Consider the following 25,804-nt stretch of genomic DNA (forward strand, 5'->3'; position numbering starts at 1 on the left):
CGGCGAGGCGGTGTTCGTCGACGAGGCGATGGACATGTCGCCGCTGCCGTACACCGTAATCGTGGTCGACGAGATCGCCGACCTGATGATGGTGGCCGGCAATGACATCGAGGGCGCGATCCAGCGTCTGGCTCAGATGGCACGCGCGGCCGGCCTCCACCTGATCATGTCGCGCCAGCGCCTGTCAGTGGACGTGATCACCGGAGCGATCAAGGCGAACTTCCCGTCCCGGATCGGCTTCCAGGTTGCCAGAAAGATCCAGAGCCGCACGATCCAGGGTGGGATGGGGGCGGAGCAGCGTCGGGGTCAGCGCGACATTGTGTTCTTGGCCGGGGGCGGGCGCCCGACCCGGGTGCACGGGGCGTTCTGCTCGGACAGCGGGGTCGAGACCGTGGTCGCCCAACTCACGCGCCAGGGCCGCCGCAGCTACCTCGACGCCGTCACGGCGGACGATGGGCCCGAGGAGCCCGCCAAGGAGGGCGGCCGCTCCGGCCGGGGCTCGAAGAGCGCCGCCGCCGACCGGGCGGACCGCTCGGAGGAGCCGGCCGAGGAGGCCCCGGTGTTCGACATCGGCGCCTTCGCGGCGGCCACGGGCGGCGACTCGGACGACCTGTACAAGCAGGCCATCGAGGTGGTGCTGCGCGACGAGAAGGCCTCGACCAGCTACATCCAGCGCCGCCTGCAGATCGGCTACAACCGCGCCGCCTCGATCATGGAGCGGATGGAGATCGAGGGGATCGTCGGCCCGGCCAACCATGCCGGCAAGCGCGAGATCCTGGTCACGGGGGCGTCGCACAGCTCGGCCGGGATGTACGACGACGAGTGAAACTCCGTCCGGGCCGCCTGCTCGTGCGGCGGCCCGGACGTCGCATCTTCGCCACAGGGCGAGGCTCTAAGCCTCGGGTCTCGCCCTCGTTTGCCGCTGAGGCCCGCCCGCGGGCCCGCCAGGAGACTCTGCCGATGATCGGCCGCCGCATCCGCACAGCCGGCTCCGTGTTCGCCGCCGGGCTGTGGCTCGCGACCGCCAACCCGGCCGAGGCTCAGGTTGGCGCGTTCATCGACAGCCTGTTCGGCCACAAGGAGGAGCCGGCCCCGCAGCCGGAGGCCGCCCCGGCTCCCGCGCCCGCCAAGAAGGCCGCGCCCAAGAAGGACGCCGCCAAGGACGCGAAGGCGGGCGCCAAATCCGCGAAGGCCGCCGAGAAGGCCGACCACAAGGCGCCCGAGTCCAAGGTTGCGGCGGTCGGCGCGCCTGCGGCGGTCGCCCCCGGCGAGCCGGCGGATGCCGCCACCCTGCTCGCCCAGGCCAACGCCTATTTCAACGGGATCAACACGCTGACGGGCAACTTCATGCAGATCGGCGCCGACGGGCGTCGGATCGGCGGCAAGCTGACGCTGGCCAAGCCCGGCCGCCTGCGCTTCGACTACGACCAGCCCTCGCCGCTGGAGGTGGTGGCCGACGGCACCTCGGTGGCGGTGCGCGACCGCAAGCTCAACACCCAGGATCTCTACTTCATCGCCCAGACGCCGCTGAAATTCCTGCTGCGCGAGAAGATCGACCTCGCCCGCGACCTCACGGTGACCGACGTGGCCAACGATCCCTCCGGCGTGCGCATCAGCCTGGAGGACCGCGCGACGCTGGGCGGGACCTCGAAGATTCAGCTGTTCTTCGATGCCGATCTCAAGACGCTGAGCCAGTGGCGGATCACCGATCCGCAGGGCTACATCACCACGGTGACGCTCTCGAACCTGCAGAGGGGCAAGAGCGTCGACGGCAGCTTGTTCTTCATCAATTACGGGCGCGCCGAGGACAAGGCGATGCAGCAGCAGATCCAGCAGTCGCAGCAGTAGGCGACGTCCTCACGCCGCCGTCGCGTCGAGGCCGGCGCTGCGCCAGCGGTCGAGCTCCCGGTCGATCGCCGCCTCGGTACAGCGCAGGAATTCGGCGGCCGGCAGGCCCGGGGCGACGGCGGCGAGGTAGCTGACCACGACGGTCCCGGCCCGGGTGGCCATCCCCCCTGGCCAGAACAGCCCGGAATTCACCGCCACCGGCACCACCGGCAGGCCGAGCCGCCCGTAGAGCAGTTCGACCCCGCGCTTGAAGCGCAGCGGCGCGGCAATGCCGCCGCGGGTGCCTTCGGGGAAGATCAGAACCGACCGGCCGGCCGCCACGGCGGCGCGCCCCTCGTCGATCATGGTGCGCAGGGCCTGGGTGCCATTGCCGCGGTCGATGATGATCATTGGCGAGCGCCGCAGGAACCAGCCGACCACCGGGATCGACAGCAGCTCCCGTTTGGCGACGATCGCCACGTCCGGCACCAGAACCAGGAAGGCCAGCGTCTCCCAGGTCGATTGGTGGTTGGCCACGATCAGGCAGGGCTCGGCCGGCAGGTGCTGGCGGCCCTCCTCGACGTAGCGCAGGCCGACGATGCCCCGCAGTCCGGCCAGAATCCCGCGGGCCCACAGCCGCGTCGCCCGGCGGATCGGCCGCTGTGGCGAGCCGGACAGCAGGAAGATCACCAGGGGGACGAGGAACAGAGTCGTCCAGGCCGCCCAGTAGACGGCGAACAGGAACGAGCGGGCATGGGCCATGGCTGGGCTTCGACGCGGGGACAGGGCAGCGCCCGGGCATAGCGCGTGCCTGCCGGACACGCACGGCCTTTTGCCTCATCGACGGCGAGCGGACTGTCGCGGACCGCGAAATCCGCTATCGGAGCACAGCCCCGTCCGAACCCAGACCCTGCCCGTGCAACTCTCCGTCACCACCTGGAACATCAATTCGGTGCGCCTGCGCATCGATCTCGTGCTGCGTTTCCTGGCCGAGCACAGACCGGATGTGCTGTGCCTTCAGGAGACGAAGTGCCCGGACGACGCCTTCCCGCTGAAGGCCCTGCGCGGCTCCGGCTACGAGCACGTGATGTTCGCCGGCCAAAAGGGCTACAACGGCGTCGCGATCCTCTCGCGCTTTCCCCTGCACACCCGCGCCGTGATGGGTTTCTGCGAGCGCCAGGATGCCCGCCACATCTCGGCGGTGCTTGGGCCGGAAGCGGGCGCCGCCGCGGGGATCGTGCTGCACGATTTCTACGTCCCGGCCGGCGGCGACGTGCCGGACCGCGACCTCAATCCGAAATTCGCCCACAAGCTCGACTTCCTGTCCGAACTGCGCGCCTGGGGCGGCAAGCGCGTCTCCGGTCCGGCGATCCTGATGGGCGACCTCAACGTCGCGCCACTCGAGCACGACGTCTGGTCGCACAAGCAGCTCCTCGACGTGGTGAGCCACACGCCCGTAGAGACCGAGGCGCTGGAAATCCTGCGCGGCGAGGCCGGCTGGATCGACACGGCGCGCCACCTCACTCCGGAGCCCGAGAAGATCTACACGTGGTGGAGCTACCGCTCCCCCGATTGGGCGGCTGCCAACAAGGGCCGGCGTCTCGATCACCTCTGGGTCTCGTCCGATCTCGCCGGCACGGTCCGCAAGGTCGAGGTGCTGCGCGACGCAAGGGGCTGGGAGCGACCCTCCGACCACGCGCCGGTCACATTGACGCTGGACCTCTGATCCCGAGCACCGGGCGGAACCGCGCTTCTTCCGGGGCATTGCCCGCTCACGAGCCCGTGACGTGAGGTGACCCGATGCGCAAGATCCTGATCGCCTTCCTCCTTCCCCGAGTCGTTTCGTTTCTCCGCAATCGCTACGGCAAGCCGCATGCGAACCGCGGCCGGGCGTTCTAAGCCGGCAGACGACCTGCGCGCGGCTGTGACGGCCGGGCGCAGACGGTTCGATCGGCCGCGGCCCTAGATCCGGCGGGACCCGTCCGCCCAGGAGCCGTACCGATGACCCAGGATCCCCGCGAGGCCGGCCCACGTCCGCCCTACCCCGGCGACCAGCAGCAGCCCCGCCCGGGGCTGACCACGAAGATGACGCCGCGCCCCGACCATGGCGAGGTGAGCTACGTCGGCAAGGGCCTGCTCGTCGGTCAGGCCGCGCTGATCACCGGCGGCGATTCCGGCATCGGCCGGGCGGTCGCCATCGCGTATGCCCGCGAGGGCGCGGACGTCGCGATCTCCTACCTCGACGTCGAGCAGAAAGACGCCGAGGACACGAAGGCCTGGGTCGAGAAGGCCGGCCGCCGCTGCCTGCTGCTGCCCGGCGATATCCGCGACGAGGCCCATTGCCGAAGCCTCGTGGCGTGCACCGTGGAGGCGTTCGGCCGCCTCGACATCCTCGTGAACAACGCGGCCGCCCAGGTGGTGAACGATGGCCTCGACGATCTGAAGGCCCCCGACATCGAAGGCTCGTTCCGGGCCAACGTGTTCGCGATGTACTATCTCACCCAGGCGGCGGTGCCCCATATGAAGCCGGGCGCGGCGATCGTGAACAGCACGAGCGTGCAAGCCAAGGTCGCCGATCCCAGCATGCTGATCTATGCGGCCACCAAGGGTGCGATCGCGAGCCTGACGATCGGCCTGTCGAACCTGCTCGCGCCAAAGGGCATCCGGGTGAACTGCGTCGCGCCCGGGCCGGTCTGGACCCCGATCCAGCCGATCGTGAAGGATCCCGAGCAGATCGCACAGCTCGGCGCGCAGACGCCGCTCGGCCGCGCCGGCCAGCCCGCCGAACTGGCCCCGGCTTACGTGCTGCTCGCTTCCCGGGAGGGCAGCTACATGTCGGGCGCCCTGGTGCCGGTGACCGGCGGCATGCCGATGCTCTGAGCACCGGATGGCGCGCGGGCCGGACAGCCCGGAGCCGTACCCGACTTCTGGCCGGCTGAGGCCTGGCGGATGCGCCCGCGATCGGGAGGACTACGCCGGGCAAACCTGTGCTTGCGTGGGGTGAGATCCGTACGATGGCGCCCAGCGGCGTCATCGGCTCGGATCGCGCCCTGCCGACCAAGCGTATACGGGTTCGGTCATGTGCGTACGCGGCCGACACAGCAGGTCGCGCATTCAATACAACTATAAGTGATTTCGAGAACGCGAAATTAACCACTGTAGAAAGGCGAAAGCAACCGAAGATTGCATATTCGGTTATTGGCGAAAATCGGAGGTGCTCATGTCGTCATCCCCACTCGCGATCCTCAGCCCCACCACGCGCTCGCTCGAATGGCTCGTCGGTCCAGGCGCGTTGCTCTCGTCCACTGCACTCTCGACCGGCCAGCTCGCGAGCCTCGGCCCGATCGCCTCGCAGATCGAGGGGGCGCTCAGCGCCGGCACGGGAAGTGAAGGCGGCTCGCCCCTTCCCGAAACGCTGGCCGAGACCGCCAACACCATCGTCCTCGATACGCATGCGCAGCTTGAGACGGTCGGCCACAACGTCGCGCCGCTGAACGGACCGCTGCACGGCCTCACCAATCTCGGCGAGACGATCGGCCTGGGCCATATCGGCGAGGCCGGCAACCTGATCACCGATCTTTCGGGCGCGGTCGCGAATCCGGCTGGTCTCGATACGGTCGCGCCGCTCCTCGCCGATGCCGGCCATGTCACCGATGCAGCCAACGCGCTGGTCGACTTGGTGGCGGCGGTTCCGAGCGCCGGCAACGGTCTCGTCGGCTCTGGCAGCGTCCTCACGCCAGCGACCGATATCCTCAACCAGACGGTGCTCGATCTCCATACGACGCTCGAGGATGCAGGCCATTCGATCCCGCAGCTCAACGGGCCGATCCACGGCCTCACGGGCCTCGGCGAGACGGTCGGCCTCGGCCATCTCGGCGAGCCGGGCAATCTGCTGACCGACACCCTCCCGGTCGCCGGATCGATCCTGAACGGCGGCGGCCTCGCCTCGGCGAGCCCTGTCCTGTCCGACCTCGGCCATGTGCTGGGTTCGACCGACACGCTGCTCGGCTCCGTCACCGGCGCCGTCAGCGGCGGCAATCTGCTGGCGTCGAATGGGCTCCTCGCCCCGGTCACGAACCTCGCGAACACGGGCGTCCTCGACCTTCACATGACCCTCGAGAATCTCGGCCATGAGATTCCTCTGCTCAACGATGCCATCCACGGCCTGACCAACCTCGGCGAGACGGTCGGCCTCGGCTATATCGGCACAAGCGGAAACCTCGTCACCGACGTGGTTGGTTTGCCTGGCGACGTGCTGGGTGGCCACGGGCTCGGCGCGGTGTCCCCGATCCTCGGCGATCTCGGCGCGGTGACACACTCCGCGGGCGGCCTCGTCGACGGGGTGACCGGCATCGCCGGCGGCCTCGGCAGCGGCGGGACCGGCATCCCGGCCGTCGGCAGCCTCCTCACGCCGGTGACCGCCACGGTGGACGGGCTGCTCGGCGATCACGCCACGGATCCGCTCGCCGGCCTCCTCGGCGGCGTGGCCGGTGGGGCGCAGAGTGGAACCGGTGCCCTGCTGGGAGCCGGCGCCCCGCTTCAGCCGGTGGGCGCTGTCGCCAACACGCTGATTGACACGGTCCATGCGGGCCTGGAGCAGGTCGGCCACGACGTGCCGGTGCTGAACGACCCACTCCATACCGTCATCAACCTCGGCAACACGGCGGGCCTTGGCGAGACGAGCAACCTCGTCACCGACGTGGTCAACCTGCCCGGGGCCGTGCTGGCCGGGAACGGCGTCCCTGCAGCGGGCCAGATCGTGAGCGACGTCGGTCATGTCGCGGATGCGGCGGGCGGGGTCTTGGGCTCGGTGACGGGTCTCATCCCCGCAGGCAGTGGCGCGGGATCGGGCGCGGTGCTCGACGGCGTCCTGACCCCGGTGACGACGGCTTTGGGCTCGGTCGGGTCCGGGGCCGCCGGAAATGCGGCCGGTACCCTGCTCGGCAACCTCACCGGCGGCACGATCGGCGATGGCGGCGCCGGGACGCACCCGCTGGTCGACGTGTCGGCAGGGCCGGCGACCACATCGCCGGTGGCGGACGCCGCGATCCTCACGCCCTCCGCTGATCCCGCCCACACTGTTCAGGTGAGCGCGGTCGCGGTAGGCGCCGATCAGCCGAGCCTGGCGACGGCGAACCTGCTGAGCGGTGACAGCATCCAACTGCCGCAGACCAGCGGCGGCGGCGTGGATTCCCTGGTCGGCCAACTCGCCAACGTTGTCCCGGCTACGCATGCGGGCTCGGCCGATGCCGGGGCGTCCCATGGCGCCAGCATCGATCTCGGGGTCGTCACGCTCGATCTCGGCGGCCACGCCGATGTCCAGCACACCGACCCGACCCCGCACACGACGACGAGCGGTCTGCACCTGCTCGGCCTCTGAGGCCGAGAGCCCCCGCCGCAGCCGCGGCGGGGGCCATTATCGCCGCCGCCGCGCCACACCGAGCAACCGGGGAAGTACCTGTGACCGACGAGCGGTTGTTGCGTGTTGCGAGGTGTCGCGAGTTCTGGGCCGCCCTCCGGGCCGGGCGCGCCAGTCTGATCACCGTGATGGTCGTCAGCGGCCTGATCAACCTGCTGATGCTGACCGCCCCGATCTTCATGCTCCAGGTCTACGACCGGGTGTTGCCGAGCCGGAGCATCGCCACGCTGGTCGGCCTCGCCGGCATCACGCTGATGCTGCTGGTGATCCAGAGCGTCTTCGAGATCTTCCGCGCGCGGATTCTGTCCCGGTTCGGACGCCTCATCGACGAGCGCCTCGGCCACCGGATCTTCCGCACCCTGCTGGCCCGCGGCTCCGAGATGCCGCGCAGCGACGAGGGCCCCCAGGCCCTGCGCGACCTCGATACCGTGCGCGGGTTCGTGTCGAGCATGGCGGTGAGCGCGTTCTTCGACCTGCCCTGGGTGCCGCTCTACGTGGCGGTCTGCTTCCTGTTCCATCCCTGGCTCGGGGCGGCGATTGCCGGAGGCGCCCTGTTCCTTTGCGTCCTGACGGTCCTGACCGACTGGGCCTCGGCCGCCGTTACCCAGGAGGCCGTCCGCGTGGCGGGCGAACGCCGGTCCTTCACCGACATGGCGCACCGGACGGCGCCGCTGCTCTCGGCGCTGGGGATGCGCTCCCGCATCGCGTCGATCTGGCAGGTCCGGACGCGCCGGAACCTCGACGTGGCGACCCAGGGGAACGACCTCGCCATCGGCTTCGGCACGACGGCACGCCTGCTGCGCACGCTGCTGCAATCCGGCATCCTCGGCCTCGGGGCGCTGCTGGTCGTGCGTGAGGAGGCGACCGCCGGGGTGATGCTCGCCGCCACGATCCTGTCGGCCCGGGCGCTGGCGCCGGTCGATCTCGCGATCGCCAACTGGAAATCGTTCACGGCCGCCCGGCAGGCCTGGGGCCGGCTCGTCGCCTTCCTGCCCCTGCGCGAGCCGACCGCCCCGACGCCCTTGCCGGCCCCGCGCGAGAGCCTGCGCGTGACCGCCCTGTCGATCGCCGTACCGGGCACCGACACGCTCGTGCTGCACGACGTGAACGTCGCCCTCGCGCCTGGCAGTGCCCTCGGCGTGATCGGCGCCAGCGGCTCCGGCAAATCGACTTTCGCCCGCGCCCTGGTCGGGCTGGCGCGGCCGAGCCGCGGCGTGATCCGCCTCGATGGGGCGGCCCTCGACCAGTGGGATCCCGACGATCTCGGCCGCGCGATCGGCTACCTGCCGCAGGATACCGAGATGTTCGACGGGACAATCGCCGAGAACATCACCCGGTTCGACCCGGCGCCCGATCCCGAGGCCCTGCTGGCCGCCGCCAAGGCTGCGGGCGTCCACGAGGTCGTGCTCCGGCTGCCGGGCGGATACGACGCCCGGGTCGGCGGGGTCGGCGGGCTCGGGCTCTCGGGTGGGCAGCGCCAGCGGATCGCCCTCGCACGGGCGCTCTACGGCGATCCTTTCCTGGTCGTCCTCGACGAGCCGAACTCCAACCTCGACGTCGATGGCGACCGTGCCCTGTCGGCGGCCGTCCAGGGCGTGCGCGTCCGCGGCGGCATCGTGGTGGTGATCGCCCACCGGCCCAGCGCCCTGGCTGCGGTCGACCGGATCCTCGTGCTCGGCGACGGGCGCGTACAGCTGCACGGGCCGCGCGACGAGGTTCTGACGAAGCTCAGCGCCCTGACCCGGCAGACACCCACGAGGGTCGCATGACGAAGCATCACGATCCCTCCGCCCGGGATGCCGACCCGACCGAGGGGACACGTCGCTCCCTGCGCCGCCACATCGCCGGGGTTGCCGCCGTGATCGCGGTCGCCACCGGCGTGGGCGCCTGGACCGCGGCGACGGATCTGTCCGGCGCGATCATCGCCACCGGGTCCCTCGTGGTCGAGAGCAACATCAAGAAGGTCCAGCATCCGACCGGCGGCGTCGTGGCCGAATTGCCGGTTCAGGAGGGCGAGCGGGTTCGGGCAGGCGACCTCCTGGTGCGCCTCGATGCGACGGCGGCGCGCGCCACCTACGACAGCGTCACAAAGAGCCTGTGGGAGATCGCCGCCCGCAACGCTCGCCTGGAGGCGGAGCGCGATGGCCGCCCGGATCTCGCGATCCCGGCCGAACTCAACGCAGCGGGGCCCGAGGTCGGGCGGATCATCGACGGGGAGCGCAAGCTGTTCCGCTTCCGCCGCGAGGCGCTCCAGGGTCAGAAGGCGCAGCTGCGCGAACGAATCGGGCAGCTCAACGAGGAGATCAAGGGCTTGGTCGAGCAGGCCGCCGCGAAGGAGCAGGAGACCACGATCATCGGCCGGGAATACGCCGGCGTCGAGGAACTGTGGAGGAAGAACCTGATCCAGCTGACGCGGCTCACCAGCCTGCAGCGCGACATGTCCCGGCTCAAGGGCGAGCGCGGCGTCCTCGTGGCCAGCATCGCCCAGACACGCGGCAAGGTCTCCGAGACCGAACTGCAGATCATCCAGCTCGAACAGAATCTGCGCAGCGAGGTCGGCAAGGAGCTGGCCGAGAACCGCGCCAAGACCGCGACCCTGATGGAGCAGAAGATCACCGCCTTCGATCAGCTCCAGCGCATAGAGATCCGCGCGCCGCAGACCGGCTACGTGCATGAACTTGCGGTCCACACCCGCGGCGGCGTGATCGCCCCGGGCGAGTCGATCCTGCTGATCGTGCCGAATGCGGATTCGCTCGTGGCCGAGGTTCGCGTCGCGCCCCAGGACATCGACCGGCTCCAGACGGGCCAAGGCGCGGGCCTGCGCTTCCCGAGCTTCGACCAGCGGACCACGCCGGAACTCAACGGCCGCGTCACCCGGATCGCTGCCGACGTCAGCGAGGACAAGCGGACCGGCAGCTTCTACTACCTCGTCCGGCTCGGCGTGACGAAGGACGAGCTTGCCAAGCTCGACGGGGCCAAGCTGATGCCCGGCATGCCCGTGGAGGCGTTCATCCGCACGGCAGACCGGACAGTTCTGTCGTATCTCACCAAGCCCCTCGTCGATCAGGCGCGACGGGCGTTCCGCGAGAAGTAGGGCACAGGGCCAGGATCGAGTCCTGGCCCTGTCGTACGTCTCCGATGTCGGGGGTGCTGACCCGCGACGAGGCCTAGAACGGGATGTCGTCGTCGAGGTCGTAGCCGCCGCGGCTGCCGCCGCCACCGCTGCCCGAAGAAGCGGGTGCCGGACGGCGCTCGCCGCCCTGAGCCCGACCGCCACCGCCGCCGAAATCGCCGCCGCGGTCCCCACCCCGATCACCGCCGCGACTGATCTGCCCGCCGCCCTCGTCCTCGCCGGCGAATTCGCCGCCGCCGCCACCGCCACGCCCGTCGAGAATCGTCATCTCACCGCGGAAGCGCTGGAGCACCACCTCGGTCGTGTACTTCTCGACGCCGGAATTGTCGGTCCACTTCCGGGTCTGGAGCTGGCCCTCAATGTAGACCTTCGAGCCCTTGCGCAGGTACTGCTCGGCGACCCGGGCGAGGTTGTCGTTGTAGATCACGACCGAGTGCCACTCGGTCTTCTCCTTGCGCTCGCCGCTCGCCTTGTCCTTCCAGGACTCCGAGGTGGCAATCCGAAGGTTGCATACCGGATCGCCCGAGCCGAGGCGGCGCATCTCAGGATCGCGCCCGAGATTGCCCACCAGAATCACCTTGTTGACGCTGCCCGCCATGCTTCTCTCCTTACCGTACGGATCTCACAGGGCACCTGCCCGGCGGCGCGCGAACCATGCGCCCGGGCCTCCGGAGCGGCAACCAGCGGTTCGAGCTTGTGCCCGCTTTCCGCAGTGTCGCCGGATTTGGATGTTCTATATCTGTTCTTTAACGGCAGCAAGCCTCTGTCAGGTCACGCGCACGACCAGCTTGCCGAAATTGCGGCCCTTCAACAGGCCGATGAAGGCCTCGGGCGCCTTCTCCAGGCCTTCGACCACATCCTCGCGATAGTGGACGCGGCCCTCCCGGATCCAGCCGCCGACCTCCTGGCGGAAGGTCTCGGCCTGATCGGCGAAGTCCCACACGATGAAGCCCTGGATGTGGAGGCGGTTGGTCAGCACCGAACGCATCAGGCCCGGCAGACGGTCGGGCCCGGGCGGGACCTCGGTGGCGTTGTAGGCCGAGACGAGGCCGCAGACCGGGATCCGCGCGAAGGGATTGAGCAGCGGCATCACGGCCGCGAAGACCGCGCCGCCGACATTCTCGAAATAGACGTCGATGCCATTGGGGCAGGCGGCGGCCAGCGCCCCCGGCAGGTCGTCGCCGCGATGGTCCACAGCGGCGTCGAAGCCGAGTTCCTCGGTGAGATAGCGGCACTTGTCCGGCCCGCCTGCGATCCCGACGGCCCGGGCGCCCTTCAGCTTGGCGATCTGCCCGACCAGCGAGCCCACCGGACCCGCGGCGGCGGCCACCACCACGGTCTCGCCGGCCTTGGGTCGGCCGATATTGAGGAGGCCGGTATAGGCGGTCATGCCCGGCATCCCGAGCACACCCAAAGCCGTCGAGGGCGGAGCGGCGCTGGGGTCGACCCGGCGCGAGCCCTTGCCGTCCGTGACGAAATACTCCTGCCAGCCCGCGAAGGCGGTGAGCAGATCGCCCACGGCGAAGTCCGGATGGTTCGAGGCGACCACCTCGCCCACTGTCTCGGCGGTGATCGGCGCGCCGATCTCCACGGGTGTCGCGTAGGATTTCGCGTCGCTCATCCGGCCGCGCATGTAGGGATCCAGCGACAGCCAGCGGGTGCGCAGCAGGATCTGGCCGGGGCCGGGCTGCGGCACCGGCACCTCCTCCAGACGAAAATTTTCGGAGCGCGGCTCACCGTGGGGGCGTGAGGCCAGGACGATGCGGCGGTTCATGGCGGTCATGAGAAGACTCCCGGAGACTGGCGGCCTGCCCCGATCTGGGGCGCCCGCCGTCATCCGCAAAGGCGTCTGGCGATCTCCGGGGCGGATCGCGCGTTGTCCCGTCTCGTGAGGCGGAGGCTCGGTATGCGCAGGACGGCACTCGGCCTCGGACTCGCGGCTTTGACGGCGGCGGCCTCCGCGGCGCCCCTCGACACCTATCGGGACCGTTCCCGTGTGCTGGTCCTGTCGGCGCCCGATGCCGCCGACGCGCAGCTCGCGGCCCAGCGCGCTGCGCTGGGGCCGGTCCGCGAGGGAATTGCCGAGCGCGATCTCGTGGTGCTGGAGGCGGTGGGCCCCGGCGCCGAGGCGCGCAACCTGCGGGCCGCGCTCGGGCTGCAGGACGACAGCTTCCGGGCCGTCCTGGTCGGCAAGGACGGTGGCGCCAAGCTCACCGCGGCCACGCCCATCCCGCCCCAGCGGCTGTTTTCCACCATCGACGCGATGCCGATGCGCCGTGCCGAGATGCGCGGCCGCCGGTAGGTTCAAAGTCCTTGGATCGGGTGTGGATGGGCGCGGTTCGGACACCAACGGTTAAGCCTACCGACCTATCACCGAACCGTGTCAACGGCCGCATCCCGGCCGTCCGTTGAGGCCCGTCAGGACGCTCGCACGAGACGCTCGTAACGATGAACCGCCACCATGTTGCCGACGCCATCCGCCGTCTCGTCGCCACGCAGGTCGAGGATATCGAGCGCGCGGTCCGCGACGGTCACAAGACCATCGCGCTGAACGAGCTGACGGACCTGAACCGCCAGCTCAAGGCCTTCGCGGCCGCCCTCAAGAAGGCGCCCGCCCGCATCTGAACGGGTCAGCGCGCTCTACCAGCGTGGCCCGTTCCAGTGTGAACCGCCCCAGTCCGGCCCGCCCCAGCGCCGGGGTGGGACGTCCTCCGGGGGCGGAGGCGGCGGGGGAGTGCCGCGGTCGAAGCCCGGCTCGTCACAGACCCGCACCCGGCGCACGACCGGCGCGCCGTCCGGATCGAACCGGCGCCGGACGAATTCCCGGCATGCCTCGGGAGGCGCCGCGCTGAAGCGCGGCCCGCGGAACCCCGGCTCGGGACGTGGCGGCGGCGGGGGCCGATGCTCGGGCCCGTCCTCCTGAACCGGGCCGCCCCAGCGGTGCTCCGGCGGATAGGGACCATCGAAATCGGCAGCCAACGCCGGGCCGGCGGCGAGTAGCAGGGCTAGAAAACCGGTACGGATGAGGAGACGACGGGCGGGCACGGGTGGCCTCGGCGTGATCGGGCGCGCGGGGATCGCGGCCATTCACCGGAGGTTGCGCCTAGCGGCCTGAACCGCCGCCAGAGCGCCTGTTGGCCGCCGTTCAGCCAGCTACTTCTGCATCGCGTTCACTTCGCACTGCGCGTACTCGCCGCTCGCCTTCACGTAGGCGTTGAGCTTCTGCAGGTAGGCGTCGGCGATTGGCCGGAAGGCCTGCGCCTGCAGGTTATAGGCCTTGATCGCATCGTTGTAGCTGTAGGCCTCCCAACCCGGGCAGCCCTCCTTGGTGTCGAGGCAGGCCGGCTTGTCCGGCAGCGCGGGTTTTGCCGGGCGCGCGGAGGCGGGCGGCGGCTCGGGCGGGCTGCAGGTTGCGACTGTCGGGGGGGCGGCCGGAGCGGCCTTGGCGGGCTTCGCGGCGGCCGGTGGCGCCGCATTCGGGGCCGCCTGGGCGGCGCCGGGTACGAGCAGGCTCGCGATGAGGAGAAGAGTGCCGCGCATGGCGTCCTGACAAGCTCCGCTGCAGCCCGGACCGTCGATGGCGGGGGCCGGCCGCGGGTTCTGCGGCATCAGGCCTGCGGCGACAAGGGTTCCGGCAACGCTTCCTTGGCGGCGGGCCGCCGAACCGGGGAGGCCGTCCGTCCGCCCACAGGTGCGCTCACCGTCCGCGCCCGCTTTCCGCGCACGAGCGCTATCGCCGGCAGGGACAGGCCGACCGCCAGCACCCACCAGGCGGGCCGGATCGGGCCTGAAAAATCCAGGTTGGCGGCGAGCACGAGGCTGGCCGGGACGCCGCTGGCGAGCCCATACCACGCCGCCTCCAGTGCCGCGGTGGCCAGCCCGGCAACGACCGCGAGCAGCAGAAGCGACCACGGCCGCTCCGGCCACTTGAACCGCCGCATCACCCGCCAGCCCATCAGCAGCAGGAACAGCCCGGCCGAGAAGACCGGGTCGCTGACGTCGATCTTCGATTGCAGGAAGTAGTGGACCAGAGCCAGCACCGCGATCGTGTAGACGAGCCGGTGCAGCCGGTTCCAGTTCGGGCCGAGGTTGCGGATCGCCGCATCGGTCGAGGTCAGCCCCAGGGCGATCAGGCCGATCAGCGCAACGAAGCCGATGGTCAGATAGAGCCGGAGCGCGATCTCGGAGACGATCTTGGTGAGAATCAGGTTCTGATCGACGGCGTAGAGGGTGAGGTGGGCCACCGCGTAGGCCATCACGGTGATGCCGAGCATGCGCCGGACCACCAGCACCTTCGGCCAATCGGCGATGCGGCGCAGGGGCGAGATCGCCAGGGAAAACAGCAGGAAGCGCACCGCCCATTCGCCGGTGGCGTGGATCAGAGCGGTGATCGGCTTGGCGCCGAGCGCGTCGAGCCGGTAGGCGGCGGCGAGGTACAGGGCCGGCGCGATGCAGCCCGCGAACACCGCAAGCTTCAGCCATGAGAGGCGTCCGGCCCGGTCGAGCCAGGGGAGGGGGATGCCGAGGGAGCCGGCGAGGCGGTCGATCATGGCTGGCGAACGGGGCTTTGATCGGTGGATGGAGCGCGAACAGGCCCCCGGGAACGGCTGCCTTGGAGCGTCGGTGCCGTCACGGGTCGGTTCGCCGCGGAGCCGCCACGGTTACAGGGCGGATTGACCTGTGTGGTTGACCTGAGCCGGGCTGCGGCGAGATAGCGGGGCGACGGACACCGGATGGATCCCATGCAGTACCGCAATCTCGGCCGCTCCGGCCTCAAGGTCTCGCCGATCTGCCTCGGCACGATGATGTTCGGCGGCCCCACCGATGAGGCCACCGCCGGCCGCATCGTCGCCAGCGCCCGGGACGCGGGGGTCAACTTTATCGACACGGCCAACGTCTACACGGATGGGCGCTCGGAGGAGATCACCGGACGCGCCATCGGGCCTGAGCGCAACGCCTGGATCCTGGCTACCAAGGTCGCCAATCCGACCGGTCCCGGCGTCAACGATCGCGGCCTGTCGCGCGTCCACGTGATGAAGGCCGCCGAGGACAGCCTGCGCCGGCTCGGCACCGAGTTCATCGACATCTACTATCTCCACAAGGAGGACCACGACACGCCGCTGGCCGAGACCGTGCGGGCGATGGCCGACCTCGTGCGGGCTGGCAAGATCCGGCATTTCGGCGTCTCGAACCACCGCTCCTGGCGCGTCGCCGAGATCTGCCGGCTGTGCGACGAGCTCGGCATCGACCGGCCGGTGGTGAGCCAGCCCTACTACAACGCCTTCAACCGCATGCCCGAGACCGAGCATCTGCCGGCCTGCGCGCATTTCGGGCTCGGCGTCGTGCCGTATTCGCCGCTCGCCCGCGGCGTGCTCACCGGCAAGTACGATCCCGACGCGCCGCCGCCGGCCGAATCCCGCGCCGGCCGGCAGGACACGCGGATGATGCAGACCGAGTGGCGGCCGGAATCCCTGCGCATCGCCCGGACGCTCAAGCAGCACGCCGAGGCCCGCGGCATCACGGCCGGCCAGTTCGCCACCGCCTGGGTGCTGAACAACCGCCTCATCACCGGCGTCATCGCGGGACCGCGGACGGAGGCACAGTGGCAGGAGTACCTCGGCGCCCTCGACTACGCCTTCACGCCAGAGGACGAGGCGCTGGTGGACGGGTTCGTGGCGGCGGGCCATCCGACGACGCCGGGTTACAACGATCCGGCCTATCCGCTGGAGGGGCGGGTGCCGCGCAGCGGCTGACGGATCGCCCTTGCACTTGTGTCGTTCCGCCGCTATCTAGCCGTCAACAGTTCTGATGGCAGTCGAGAGGCTGCGGTTCGGGAGTGGGCCCCACCGGGTCCGCTCTTTTTTTTCGCCGCACGTCTTTTTCGCCGCACAGCGCGGGCGAGCCACGCAGAACGCCGCGAAGGGTGTTCACCACCACACATGTCGTCCGAGATCGAAGCGGATCTGTCCGAGAAGCGTCTCGTCCGAGAGACGGGCGTCGCCGCGCGTGTGGCGCAGGCGATCGAGGGGCCCCTCCAGGGCCTCGGCTTCCGGCTGGTCCGGGTGAAGGTCAACAACATCAACGGCTGCACCGTGCAGATCATGGCGGAGCGGCCGGATGGCAGCTTCACCATCGCCGACTGCGAGGCGGTGAGCCGCACGATCTCGCCGCTCCTCGATGTCGATGATCCGGTGGGCGGCGCCTACAATCTGGAAGTGTCCTCGCCGGGGATCGACCGACCGCTGGTGCGGGTCTCGGATTTCGCCCGCTGGGTGGGGTACGAGGCCAAGGTCGAGCTGAGCCCGCCACTCGACGGTCGCAAACGCTTTCGTGGCATCCTCTGCGCGCCGGATCCGGCGGGGCTCACCGTCCCGATCGACCTGCCCGACGTGAAGGAAGGTCTGCCGAGCCGGATCGACCTGCCGCTGAAGGACCTCGCCGAGGCCCATCTCGTGCTGACCGACGAGTTGATCCGCGAATCGCTCCGCCGCGGTGGTCCGCCCGCGGACGACGAGGCCGATGAGGCCGAGGATGGCGAGCCCGCCGAGGAAGATGCGGCGCCGCCCGCGCGCGGCCCGTTCCGCCCGCAGGGGCCGAAGAAGGCCAGCCCGGCGGCCAAGCCCAAGCATCCGGTCCGGACCGGTCCGAAGAAACCGGTCGTGACCAAGGCGTCCCGGATCAAGGACCGCGACTCGCTGCACTGAGACCTCAAGCGTCGACCGCCCCGCGGCCGGCCCGAAGATTTGACGGAAGAGAAGGACCGACACCGATGGCCGTCGTTAGCGCCAACAGGCTCGAACTCCTCCAGATCGCCGACGCGGTTGCCCGCGAGAAGGTGATCGACCGCTCCATCGTGATCGACGCGATGGAGGAGGCGATCGCCAAGGCCGCGCGCTCCCGCTACGGCGCGGAGACCGACGTTCACGCCGAGATCGACAACAAGACCGGGGCGTTGCGCCTGTCGCGCCACCTCTTGGTCGTCGACGAGGTCGAGAACGACGCCCGCGAGATCACCCTGGATCAGGCCCGCCGCTACAATCCGGGTGCGCTGGTCGGCGACGTGATCTCCGACACCCTGCCGCCCTTCGATTTCGGGCGCGTGGCCGCGCAATCGGCCAAGCAGGTGATCGTCCAGAAGGTGCGCGACGCCGAGCGCGCCCGCCAGTTCGACGAGTACAAGGACCGGATCGGCGAGATCCTCAACGGCATCGTCAAGCGCGTCGAGTACGGCAACGTGATCGTCGATCTCGGCCGCGGCGAGGGCATCGTGCGGCGGGACGAGATGATCCCGCGCGAGACCTTCCGGCCCGGCGACCGCATCCGCTCCTACCTGTTCGACGTGCGTTCGGAGGTCCGCGGCCCGCAGATCTTCTTGTCGCGCTCGCATCCCCAGTTCATGGCCAAGCTGTTCGGCCAGGAAGTGCCCGAGATCTATGACGGCATCGTCGAGGTGAAGGCGGTGGCCCGCGATCCGGGTTCCCGCGCGAAAATCGCGGTGATCTCCCGTGACGGCAGCATCGACCCGGTCGGCGCCTGCGTGGGCATGCGCGGATCGCGCGTCCAGGCGGTGGTCGGCGAGCTTCAGGGCGAGAAGATCGACATCATCCCGTGGTCGGAGGACGAGGCGACCTTCATCGTCAACGCCCTCCAGCCCGCCGAGGTGGTGAAGGTCGTGCTCGACGAGGAGGCCGACCGGATCGAGGTCGTGGTGCCGGACGACCAGCTCTCGCTGGCGATCGGCCGCCGCGGCCAGAACGTGCGTCTGGCCTCGCAGCTCACCGGCTGGGACATCGACATCCTGACCGAGGCCGAGGAATCGGAGCGCCGCCAGAAGGAGTTCGCCGAGCGGACCCAGGTGTTCATGGAGGCGCTCGACGTCGACGAGACCGTCGGCCAGCTGCTCGCCGCGGAAGGCTTCCGGAACGTCGAGGAGATCGCCTACGTCGACATTCAGGAGCTGTCCGGGATCCAGGGCCTCGACGAGGAGACCGGCGCCGAGATCCAGGCCCGCGCGCAGGATCACCTCGCCCGGATCGAGCAGGAGCACGATGCCCGCCGCACCGAGCTGGGCGTCGCCGACGAGCTGCGCGAGATCGAGGGCGTCACCACGCCCATGATGGTGGCGCTCGGCGAGAACGACGTGAAGTCCATCGAGGATCTGGCGGGCTGCGCCACCGACGACCTCGTCGGTTACACCGAGGGTCGCGGCCCCGAGGCCGTGCGCCACGCGGGTTATCTCGACGGGTTCGATCTGTCCCGCACCGAGGCCGAGGCCCTGATCATGGCCGCCCGCCTCAAGGCCGGCTGGATCGAGGCTCTGCCGGAGCCGGAGGCCGAGGAAGGTGCTGAAGAGGGTGCCGAAGACGGCACCGAGGGCGAGCAGACCGCCCCCGCCCAGGCCGAGGCCTGAGACTCTCGGCGGGCGGAGGCGCGGTGAGCGAGGTCGAGGCCAACCCGCCCGAGGGCGGACCGGAAGCCGAGGGGCTCGATGCCGGCCCCGGCCGCCGTGCGCCCGGGCGGACCTGCATCGTCACGCGCACCGCACAGGCGCCGGACGCGATGATCCGGTTCGTGCGTGGGCCGGATGGGCGGGTCGTGCCCGATCTGCGCGCCCGGCTGCCGGGCCGCGGCGCCTGGGTCAGCGCCCAGCGGGACACGGTCGCGACGGCCGTGCGGAAAAACCTGTTCGCACGGGCGTTCAAGGGGCCGGCCCCGGCCGATCCCGATCTGCCGGACCGAATCGCAGTCGGGCTGCGCGCAGATCTGCGGCAGGCCATCGCACTCGCTAACAAGGCGGGCTGCATCGTGGCAGGCTTCTCGAAGGTCGAGGCGGCGATCGGTGGCGATCCCCGCGCAGTTGCGGTGATCCACGCGTCTGAAGCCAGTGCGGACGGTCGGCGCAAGATCGCTTCGGCCTTGTACCGGCGCCACGGTGAAGCCATGTCAAGGATACCGATCATCGATGACCTGTCCGAAGATGAATTGGACATGGCCTTAGGTCGGGATCATGTGATACACGCTGCGCTCGTCGCAGGAGCCGGAGCCGCCGGCTGCCTGTCGCGTTGGCGTCGGCTACGCTCCTTCGAGGGCGCCGCCGCGGCGACCGGGGAGCCCGATCCAGCCCGAATCGGCGGGATCGACGAAGCCTCACGTTGACGACGCAGGAATGATCTGACTGGCGCCACCGGGCGTCGGTTCACGGGACGATGGAAACCCTCAGGGTTCAGGCTGAATGAGCGATACGAATAACCCGGGCGACAAGACTCTGAATCGGACTTCCCCGAAGCCGCTGTCCGTCAAGCGGCCGATCGAGGCGGGAACCGTGCGTCAGAGCTTCTCCCATGGCCGCTCCAAGCAGGTCGTGGTCGAGACGGTGAAGCGCCGCGTCATCGGCGCAGCGCCGGCCGCCCCGGCGCGTGAACCTGCACCGGCGCCGCGTCCGGCAGCCCCCGCGCCGACGACGCCACCGCCGCGTCCGGCCCAGCGGGCCGCCTCGGGTGTCGTGCTGCGCACCCTGAGCGAGCAGGAGAGTGCTGCCCGCGCAGCGGCGCTGGCCGATGCGCAGCGCCGCGAGGCCGAGGCACGCCGCAAGGCGGAAGCCGAGGTCGAGGCGCGCCGCAAGGAGGCCGAGGAGCAGGCCCGCCGCGAGCGCGAGGCCGCCGAGGCTCGCCGCCGCGAGGAGGAAGAGCGCAAGGCGGCCGCCGCGGAAGCCGCGCGCGCCGCCGAGGAGGCTGCCAAGCAGGCCGCCGCCGAGGCTTCGAAAGCGGCAGCCGCCGCGCCGGTTGCGGAGCCACCGGCGCCTGCGGCCTCTGCCCCTGCAGCCGCAGCCAGTCCGGCGCCTGCGCCTGCACAAGCCGCGGCGACGCCCGCACCCGCTCGCCCGGCCGCTGCTGCCGCTGCGCCGGCCCGCCCGGCGCCTGCGCGTCAGCCGGCTGGCGCTCGTGCGGCACCGGCCGCCACGGCCGCGCCTGCCCCGCGTCCGCCGCTGACACCGCGGCCGTCCACGGGTGAGCCGCGCAAGACCATCACGGCCGATTCGCGTAAGCCCCGCGACCTCAACTTCATGGCCCGCCCGGCCCCGGCGCCCGAGCCCGAGAAGAGCGCGACGCCGACCACGGCCGCACGTCCCGCCGGTGCCGGTGCGGCGGCACGCCCCGCCGGTCGCGCGACCCAGACCAACGAGGACGAGTCCGAGACCAAGCGGGTGATCCGCCGTCCCGGCATGCCGCTCAAGATCATCGCACCGCCCAAGACCCCGAAGTCGCCGGGCGGCGACCGCAACCGCGGCCGCCTGACCATCGCGACGGCCACGTCGGGTGAGGACGAGCGCACGCGCTCGGTGGCGTCGTTCCGCCGCCGCCAGCAGCGCATGAGCGGTCGCGGCCATGTCGAGCAGAAGGAGAAGCTGTCCCGCGAGGTGACGATCCCCGAGTCGATCACCATCCAGGAACTCGCCAACCGCATGTCGGAGCGGGCCGTAGACGTGATCCGGATGTTGATGAAGCAGGGCGAGATCCACAAGATCACCGACGTGATCGACTCGGACAGCGCGCAGCTCATTGCCGAGGAACTCGGCCACACCGTCCGCCGCGTCGCTGAATCCGACGTGGAAGAGGGTCTTTCGTCCGACGAGCCGGATCTGGAGGAGGATCTCGATCCGCGTCCGCCGGTGGTCACGATCATGGGTCACGTCGATCACGGCAAGACCTCGCTGCTCGACGCGATCCGCAAGGCGAACGTCGTGGACGGCGAGGCCGGCGGCATCACCCAGCACATCGGCGCCTATCAGGTTGCGTCGCCGTCCGGCGACATGATCACCTTCATCGACACCCCGGGCCACGCGGCGTTCACGTCGATGCGCGCTCGTGGCGCCAAGGTCACCGACATCGTCGTGATCGTGGTGGCGGCCGATGACGGCGTCATGCCTCAGACCATCGAGGCCATCCAGCACGCCAAGGCGGCCGGTGTCCCGATGATCATCGCGGTCAACAAGATCGACAAGCCGGATGCCAAGCCGGAGCGGGTTCGCACCGAGCTGCTCCAGCACGACATCCAGGTCGAGTCGATGGGCGGTGAAACCCTTGAATTCGAGGTCTCGGCCAAGACCGGCGACGGTCTGCCGGAGCTTCTGGAGGGTATCCAGATCCAGGCCGAGATCATGAACCTGCGCGCCAACGAGAAGCGCGACGGCGAGGGTACGGTCATTGAGGCGCAGCTCGATCGCGGGCGTGGTCCCGTGGCGACGGTTCTGGTCCAGCGCGGCACCCTGTTCACCGGCGACATCGTCGTGGCAGGCGCCGAGTGGGGCCGCGTCCGCGCCCTGATCGATGACCTCGGCGATAACGTGCAGTACGCCGGGCCTTCGGTTCCGGTGGAGGTGCTGGGCTTCAACGGCACGCCCGATGCCGGCGACCGCGTGACCGTGGTCCCGAGCGAGGCGCGCGCTCGTGAGGTTACCGAGTACCGCGCCCGTCAGAAGCGCGAGCGCCAGAATGCGCGTACCGGCGGTGCCAACCGCTCGCTGGTCGACATGATGCGCGACCTCAAGGAAGGCGCCGGCCGCAAGGAGCTGCCGGTCGTCATCAAGGGCGACATGCAGGGCTCCGTGGAGGCGATCTCGGGTGCCCTGGAGAAGCTCGGGAACGACGAGGTCGCGGCTCGCATCCTCCTGGCGGGCGTTGGCGGCATCACTGAGTCGGACATCACCCTGGCGCAGGCCTCGAAGGCGGTGATCATCGGCTTCAACGTGCGTGCCCTCAAGGAGGCCCGTGAGGCCGCCGAACGGGGCGGCATCGAGATCCGCTACTACAACATCATCTACGACCTCGTGGACGACATCAAAGCCACGCTGTCGGGCATGCTGCCGCCGACCCTGCGGGAGGAGCGCCTCGGCGAGGCGACCATCCAGGAGGTGTTCGAGGTCTCGAAGGTGGGCAAGGTCGCGGGTTGCCGCGTTCAGGACGGCATCGTGGAGCGCGGCGCCTATGTCCGCCTCATCCGCGACAGCGTGGTGATCCACGAGGGCAAGCTGAAGACGCTCAAGCGCTTCAAGGACGACGCGAAGGAAGTCACCTCCGGCCAGGATTGCGGTATGGCCTTCGAGAACTTCGAGAACATGCGCGCGGGTGACACGATCGAGTGCTACCGGGTCGAGGAGATCCGCCGCACCCTCTGAGAACCCGGGCTCATCCGGTCAGGGCGGCCGCGGCACCTGCCGCGGCCGTCTTTTCTTTTTTCAGGACGTGAGCCGGCCACCTGCGGGGCGCCGGCCCGAGACAGAATGGCCCAGAAACCGACCGCCACCGGCCCCTCGCACCGTCAGCAGCGCGTGGCCGAACTCATCCGTCATGCGCTCGCCGAGGTGCTTCAGCGCGGCGACATCCAGGACCCTGTGCTCGGCACGCATGTCGTGACCGTGCCGGAGGTGCGGATGTCACCCGACCTGAAGCTCGCCACCGCCTACGTGATGCCGCTCGGCGGCGTCGACGAGGCGCCGGTGATCGCTGCCCTGGAACGGCACCGGAAGGTGCTGCGCCAGGAGGTGGCACGGCGGGTGAACCTGAAATTCGCGCCGGAGCTGCGTTTCCGGCGCGACGAGACTTTCGACGAGGCGGCGCGGATCGACCGCCTGCTGCGGGACGAGCGCGTGCAGCGCGACCTCGATCACGGCCAGGACGGCGACGAGCAGGACGGCGACGAACCGGAGACCGGGCCGGGGCATTGACCCCGAAAACCGAACGAGAATGGGACGGGGCATGACCCCGGGGGACACGAGGACATGACGGTTTCCATCGAAGATCATCCGCAGGGCGAGCGCCCGGCCGGCAGCTCGGCCGGCGAGCGCCGGCCCCCGGAGGGCCGTCGCCCGCAGCGTGGACCGCGCCCCGACCGCCCCAAGCGCCAGGACGTGTCGGGCTGGGTGATCCTCGACAAGCATGTCGGCATGACCTCGACCCACGCGGTCGCGGTGGTGAAGCGTGCCTTCAACGCCAAGAAGGCCGGCCATGCCGGCACCCTCGATCCGCTGGCCTCCGGCATCCTGCCGATCGCGCTCGGCGAGGCGACCAAGACCGTTCCCTTCGTGATGGACGGCCGCAAGGCCTACCGGTTCACGGTCCAGTGGGGCGTTGAGACCGACACGGACGACGCCGAGGGCCGTCCTGTGGCGAACAGCGAAGCCCGGCCGGATCGCGCCGCGGTCGAGGCCGCGCTGCCGGCCTTCGTGGGCGCCATCGAGCAGGTGCCGCCGCGCTACTCGGCGATCAAGATCCAGGGCGAGCGCGCCTATGATCTCGCCCGGGAAGGCGAGATCGTGGAACTCGTGGCTCGTCCTGTGCAGATCGACCGGCTCGCCGTGATCGAACATGACGGCGAGCGGACCGTGATCGAGGCCGAGTGCGGCAAGGGCACCTATGTCCGCGCGCTCGCCCGGGATCTCGGCCGGATGCTCGGTTGCTACGGCCACGTGGCGGCTCTGCGTCGGACCCGCGTGGGACCGTTCTCCGAAGCCGAATCCTGCCCGGTCGCCACTCTGTCGGAAGGCACCCCCGAGGCGGCGCTCGCTTATCTGCGCCCGGTGGAGACGGCACTCGACGCGATCCCGGAGGTCGCGGTGTCCCGGGATCTCGGCCTGCGCCTGATGCGTGGCCAACCGGTGATCCTGCGCGGCCGGGACGCCCCCGTGGAGGGCAAGGCTTTCGCCACCTGTGCCGGCATCCTGGTTGCCGTCGGCGATGTCGAGCGCGGCGAGCTGGTGCCGCATCGGGTGTTCCACCTCGGTGGAACGGCACCGGGCCGCGGGGTGTAACGCCGACGCCGCATCCCCGATCGAGCCGCAGCGATTCCCCTTTCCCCCGCCGGGAGAAGGGTTGTCGCGCAGCACACCGGCCAGGCTGCGATCCGAGCCGCCCGCAGGCACCTCAGTCCACCTGGGCGGATGCGCGCAGGCGGAACGAACCTCAGCGATAAGACTTTGGCCCCGGCGGGTGATCCGGGGGAATGATGGACGAGCTGGCGTGCGACGTCGCGGTGGTCGGCGCCGGAACGGCGGGGCTGGCCGCCTATCGCGCCGCCACCGAAGCCGGCGCCCACGCCGTCCTGATCGAGCGTGGCCCCGGCGGCACGACCTGCGCGCGGGTCGGTTGCATGCCCTCCAAACTGCTGATCGCCGCCGCGACCGCCGCCCATGCGGCGCGTAACACCGATCTGTTCGGAATTCGCGTGCGGGAGGTCGCCGTGGACGGACCCGCCGTGCTGGCGCGCCTTCGCGCCGAGCGCGACCGCTTCGTCGGCGGCGTCCTTGAGGGCCAGGACGATCTGCCGGAAGAGGCGCGCATCCGCGGCAGCGCCCGCTTCGAGGACGCCGGGACGCTCGCAGTCGGAGAGGGCCTGCGGGTCCGCTTCCGGGCCGCCATCGTCGCCACGGGATCGAGCCCGATCGTGCCGCGGCCCCTGCGCGGCCTCGGCGATCGCCTTCACACCACCGATACCCTGTTCGAGATGCCCGATCTGCCGGACTCGCTGGCCATCCTGGGGGCCGGCGCCGTCGGGATCGAGATCGCGCAGGCGATGGCCCGGCTCGGCGTCGCCGTCACGGTGCTCGACGCGGGCGATACCATCGCGGGGCTGAGCGAGCCACATCTCACCCGCCAAGCGGCCGGGATCTTCGGCGCCGAGCTGGACCTGCATCTCGGCGCCACGCTGGTGAGCGCGGAGCCGGAGGGTGACGGGGTCCGTCTCGACTGGACCGATCGCCAGGGCTGCGGGCAGGTGACGCGGGCCGCGCGGGTGCTGGCCGCCGCCGGCCGTGCGCCGAACCTGGACGACCTCGATCTCCCCGCGGCCGGCCTGCGCCTCGGCGCGGATGGCGTCCCGGACTTCGACCACAGCACCCAGGTCTGCATCGGAGCGCCGGTCCTGATCGCGGGTGATGCCGATGCCTGGCGGCCGGTGCTCCACGAGGCGAGCCGCCAGGGCAGGATCGCCGGCGCCAACGCCGCCGCCCTGGCGTCCGGGCGGCCGGTCCAGGCGGTGGCGCCCTGGACGCGCCTCGCCATGGTGTTCACCCATCCGCAGGCCGCCGCCATCGGTGCCCCCTACGATCCGGATGCTGACAACTGCGTGATCGGCGCGATGGATTTCTCCGATCAGGGCCGCGCCCGCGTTGAAGGACACAACCAGGGCGGCATCCGGATCTGGGCCGATCGGGACGGGCGACTGCTCGGTGGCGAGATGCTCGGCCCCGCCGTGGAGCACCTCGCCCACCTCCTCACCTACGCGGTCGCGGACGGGCTGACGGCCCGGGATGTGATCGAGCGGCCGATTTACCATCCCACAGTTGAAGAAGCGCTGAAGACCGCTCTGACCGACATGGCACGGACGAAAAACCAGTGCTGATCAAGTCGCGATCCCGAGCATTGCGCTCG

At 70.2% G+C, this 25,804-nt stretch carries 23 protein-coding genes; 17 read left to right on the plus strand and 6 right to left on the minus strand.

Annotation, left to right across the window (positions count from 1 at the left end; translation table 11 throughout):
• Both MKK84_RS16610 and MKK84_RS16615 read left to right on the plus strand, forming a co-directional pair.
• A partial coding sequence (locus tag MKK84_RS16610) for a DNA translocase FtsK (protein ID WP_279599571.1) occupies positions 1 to 826 on the plus strand: 826 nt, incomplete at its 5' end.
• 134 nt (positions 827 to 960) lie between these two features.
• The gene (locus MKK84_RS16615) at positions 961 to 1,848 is read left to right on the plus strand and encodes a LolA family protein (RefSeq protein WP_243921566.1); all 888 of its coding nucleotides are present in this window, start codon (positions 961 to 963) and stop codon (positions 1,846 to 1,848) included.
• Between the two features lie 9 nt (positions 1,849 to 1,857).
• Here MKK84_RS16615 and MKK84_RS16620 read toward each other — a convergent pair whose 3' ends face one another.
• Positions 1,858 to 2,589 (minus strand): lysophospholipid acyltransferase family protein, encoded by a 732-nt coding sequence (locus MKK84_RS16620; protein ID WP_243921567.1) that lies wholly within the window; start codon positions 2,587 to 2,589, stop codon positions 1,858 to 1,860.
• 154 nt (positions 2,590 to 2,743) lie between these two features.
• On the opposite strand from MKK84_RS16620, the gene xth reads away from it, so the two are divergent.
• The 5 genes from xth (at position 2,744) to MKK84_RS16645 (ending at position 10,340) form a co-directional block, all read left to right on the plus strand.
• Entirely contained in the window at positions 2,744 to 3,553 is an 810-nt protein-coding gene (gene xth / locus MKK84_RS16625) for an exodeoxyribonuclease III (protein ID WP_243921569.1), read from the plus strand.
• A 275-nt stretch (positions 3,554 to 3,828) separates the two neighbouring features.
• Positions 3,829 to 4,707 (plus strand): SDR family oxidoreductase, encoded by an 879-nt coding sequence (locus tag MKK84_RS16630; protein WP_243921571.1) that lies wholly within the window; start codon positions 3,829 to 3,831, stop codon positions 4,705 to 4,707.
• A 340-nt stretch (positions 4,708 to 5,047) separates the two neighbouring features.
• Positions 5,048 to 7,207: a hypothetical protein gene (locus tag MKK84_RS16635; RefSeq protein ID WP_243921573.1), complete on the plus strand. Its 2,160-nt coding sequence runs from the start codon at positions 5,048 to 5,050 to the stop codon at positions 7,205 to 7,207.
• Between the two features lie 80 nt (positions 7,208 to 7,287).
• The gene (locus MKK84_RS16640; protein ID WP_409566516.1) at positions 7,288 to 9,015 is read left to right on the plus strand and encodes a type I secretion system permease/ATPase; all 1,728 of its coding nucleotides are present in this window, start codon (positions 7,288 to 7,290) and stop codon (positions 9,013 to 9,015) included.
• Positions 9,012 to 10,340 carry an HlyD family type I secretion periplasmic adaptor subunit gene (locus MKK84_RS16645; protein WP_243921577.1) on the plus strand — a complete coding sequence of 443 codons (1,329 nt, stop codon included), beginning with the start codon at positions 9,012 to 9,014 and terminating at the stop codon, positions 10,338 to 10,340. The genes MKK84_RS16640 and MKK84_RS16645 overlap by 4 nt, the downstream gene beginning before the upstream one ends.
• Before the next feature lie 73 nt (positions 10,341 to 10,413).
• On the opposite strand, the gene ssb is transcribed toward MKK84_RS16645, so the two are convergent.
• On the minus strand, positions 10,414 to 10,977 hold the full coding sequence (gene ssb / locus MKK84_RS16650; RefSeq protein ID WP_243921579.1) for a single-stranded DNA-binding protein: 564 nt from the start codon (positions 10,975 to 10,977) through the stop codon (positions 10,414 to 10,416).
• A gap of 168 nt (positions 10,978 to 11,145) precedes the next feature.
• Positions 11,146 to 12,162, minus strand: a complete 1,017-nt coding sequence (locus tag MKK84_RS16655; protein WP_243921581.1) for an NADP-dependent oxidoreductase — start codon at positions 12,160 to 12,162, stop codon at positions 11,146 to 11,148.
• Between the two features lie 123 nt (positions 12,163 to 12,285).
• Here MKK84_RS16655 and MKK84_RS16660 point away from each other — a divergent pair, with 123 nt between their 5' ends.
• Positions 12,286 to 12,681, plus strand: coding sequence for a DUF4174 domain-containing protein (locus MKK84_RS16660; RefSeq protein ID WP_243921583.1), 396 nt, complete (start codon positions 12,286 to 12,288; stop codon positions 12,679 to 12,681).
• A gap of 146 nt (positions 12,682 to 12,827) precedes the next feature.
• Positions 12,828 to 13,004 (plus strand): hypothetical protein, encoded by a 177-nt coding sequence (locus MKK84_RS16665; RefSeq protein ID WP_243921585.1) that lies wholly within the window; start codon positions 12,828 to 12,830, stop codon positions 13,002 to 13,004.
• 15 nt (positions 13,005 to 13,019) lie between these two features.
• Here the strand turns inward: MKK84_RS16665 and MKK84_RS16670 are convergent, their stop codons facing one another.
• The 3 genes from MKK84_RS16670 to MKK84_RS16680 all read right to left on the minus strand — a co-directional run bounded on the left by MKK84_RS16670 (position 13,020) and on the right by MKK84_RS16680 (position 14,929).
• The gene (locus MKK84_RS16670; RefSeq protein WP_243921587.1) at positions 13,020 to 13,424 is read right to left on the minus strand and encodes a hypothetical protein; all 405 of its coding nucleotides are present in this window, start codon (positions 13,422 to 13,424) and stop codon (positions 13,020 to 13,022) included.
• 108 nt (positions 13,425 to 13,532) lie between these two features.
• Positions 13,533 to 13,919 carry a hypothetical protein gene (locus tag MKK84_RS16675; protein WP_243921588.1) on the minus strand — a complete coding sequence of 129 codons (387 nt, stop codon included), beginning with the start codon at positions 13,917 to 13,919 and terminating at the stop codon, positions 13,533 to 13,535.
• A gap of 68 nt (positions 13,920 to 13,987) precedes the next feature.
• Positions 13,988 to 14,929, minus strand: a complete 942-nt coding sequence (locus MKK84_RS16680) for a sulfite oxidase heme-binding subunit YedZ (protein WP_243921590.1) — start codon at positions 14,927 to 14,929, stop codon at positions 13,988 to 13,990.
• Positions 14,930 to 15,121: 192 nt separating this feature from the next.
• Here MKK84_RS16680 and MKK84_RS16685 point away from each other — a divergent pair, with 192 nt between their 5' ends.
• The 8 genes from MKK84_RS16685 to MKK84_RS16720 all read left to right on the plus strand — a co-directional run bounded on the left by MKK84_RS16685 (position 15,122) and on the right by MKK84_RS16720 (position 25,775).
• On the plus strand, positions 15,122 to 16,132 hold the full coding sequence (locus MKK84_RS16685) for an aldo/keto reductase (RefSeq protein ID WP_243921592.1): 1,011 nt from the start codon (positions 15,122 to 15,124) through the stop codon (positions 16,130 to 16,132).
• Positions 16,133 to 16,318: 186 nt separating this feature from the next.
• Complete coding sequence (gene rimP / locus MKK84_RS16690) at positions 16,319 to 17,083, plus strand: ribosome maturation factor RimP (protein ID WP_243921594.1); 765 nt, start codon at positions 16,319 to 16,321, stop codon at positions 17,081 to 17,083.
• Positions 17,084 to 17,148: 65 nt separating this feature from the next.
• A complete protein-coding gene (nusA, locus tag MKK84_RS16695; RefSeq protein WP_243921596.1) occupies positions 17,149 to 18,789 on the plus strand; it encodes a transcription termination factor NusA in 1,641 nt (546 codons plus the stop codon).
• A gap of 23 nt (positions 18,790 to 18,812) precedes the next feature.
• Entirely contained in the window at positions 18,813 to 19,535 is a 723-nt protein-coding gene (locus MKK84_RS16700; protein WP_243921598.1) for an RNA-binding protein, read from the plus strand.
• Between the two features lie 76 nt (positions 19,536 to 19,611).
• Positions 19,612 to 22,554, plus strand: a complete 2,943-nt coding sequence (gene infB / locus MKK84_RS16705; protein ID WP_243921600.1) for a translation initiation factor IF-2 — start codon at positions 19,612 to 19,614, stop codon at positions 22,552 to 22,554.
• A gap of 105 nt (positions 22,555 to 22,659) precedes the next feature.
• A complete protein-coding gene (rbfA, locus tag MKK84_RS16710; RefSeq protein WP_243921601.1) occupies positions 22,660 to 23,103 on the plus strand; it encodes a 30S ribosome-binding factor RbfA in 444 nt (147 codons plus the stop codon).
• A 54-nt stretch (positions 23,104 to 23,157) separates the two neighbouring features.
• Positions 23,158 to 24,186: a tRNA pseudouridine(55) synthase TruB gene (gene truB / locus MKK84_RS16715; RefSeq protein WP_243921603.1), complete on the plus strand. Its 1,029-nt coding sequence runs from the start codon at positions 23,158 to 23,160 to the stop codon at positions 24,184 to 24,186.
• A gap of 194 nt (positions 24,187 to 24,380) precedes the next feature.
• Entirely contained in the window at positions 24,381 to 25,775 is a 1,395-nt protein-coding gene (locus MKK84_RS16720; RefSeq protein ID WP_243921740.1) for a dihydrolipoyl dehydrogenase, read from the plus strand.
• Positions 25,776 to 25,804 lie beyond the last annotated feature (29 nt).

This window comes from Methylobacterium sp. E-065 (assembly GCF_022829605.1).
GTDB lineage: Bacteria > Pseudomonadota > Alphaproteobacteria > Rhizobiales > Beijerinckiaceae > Methylobacterium.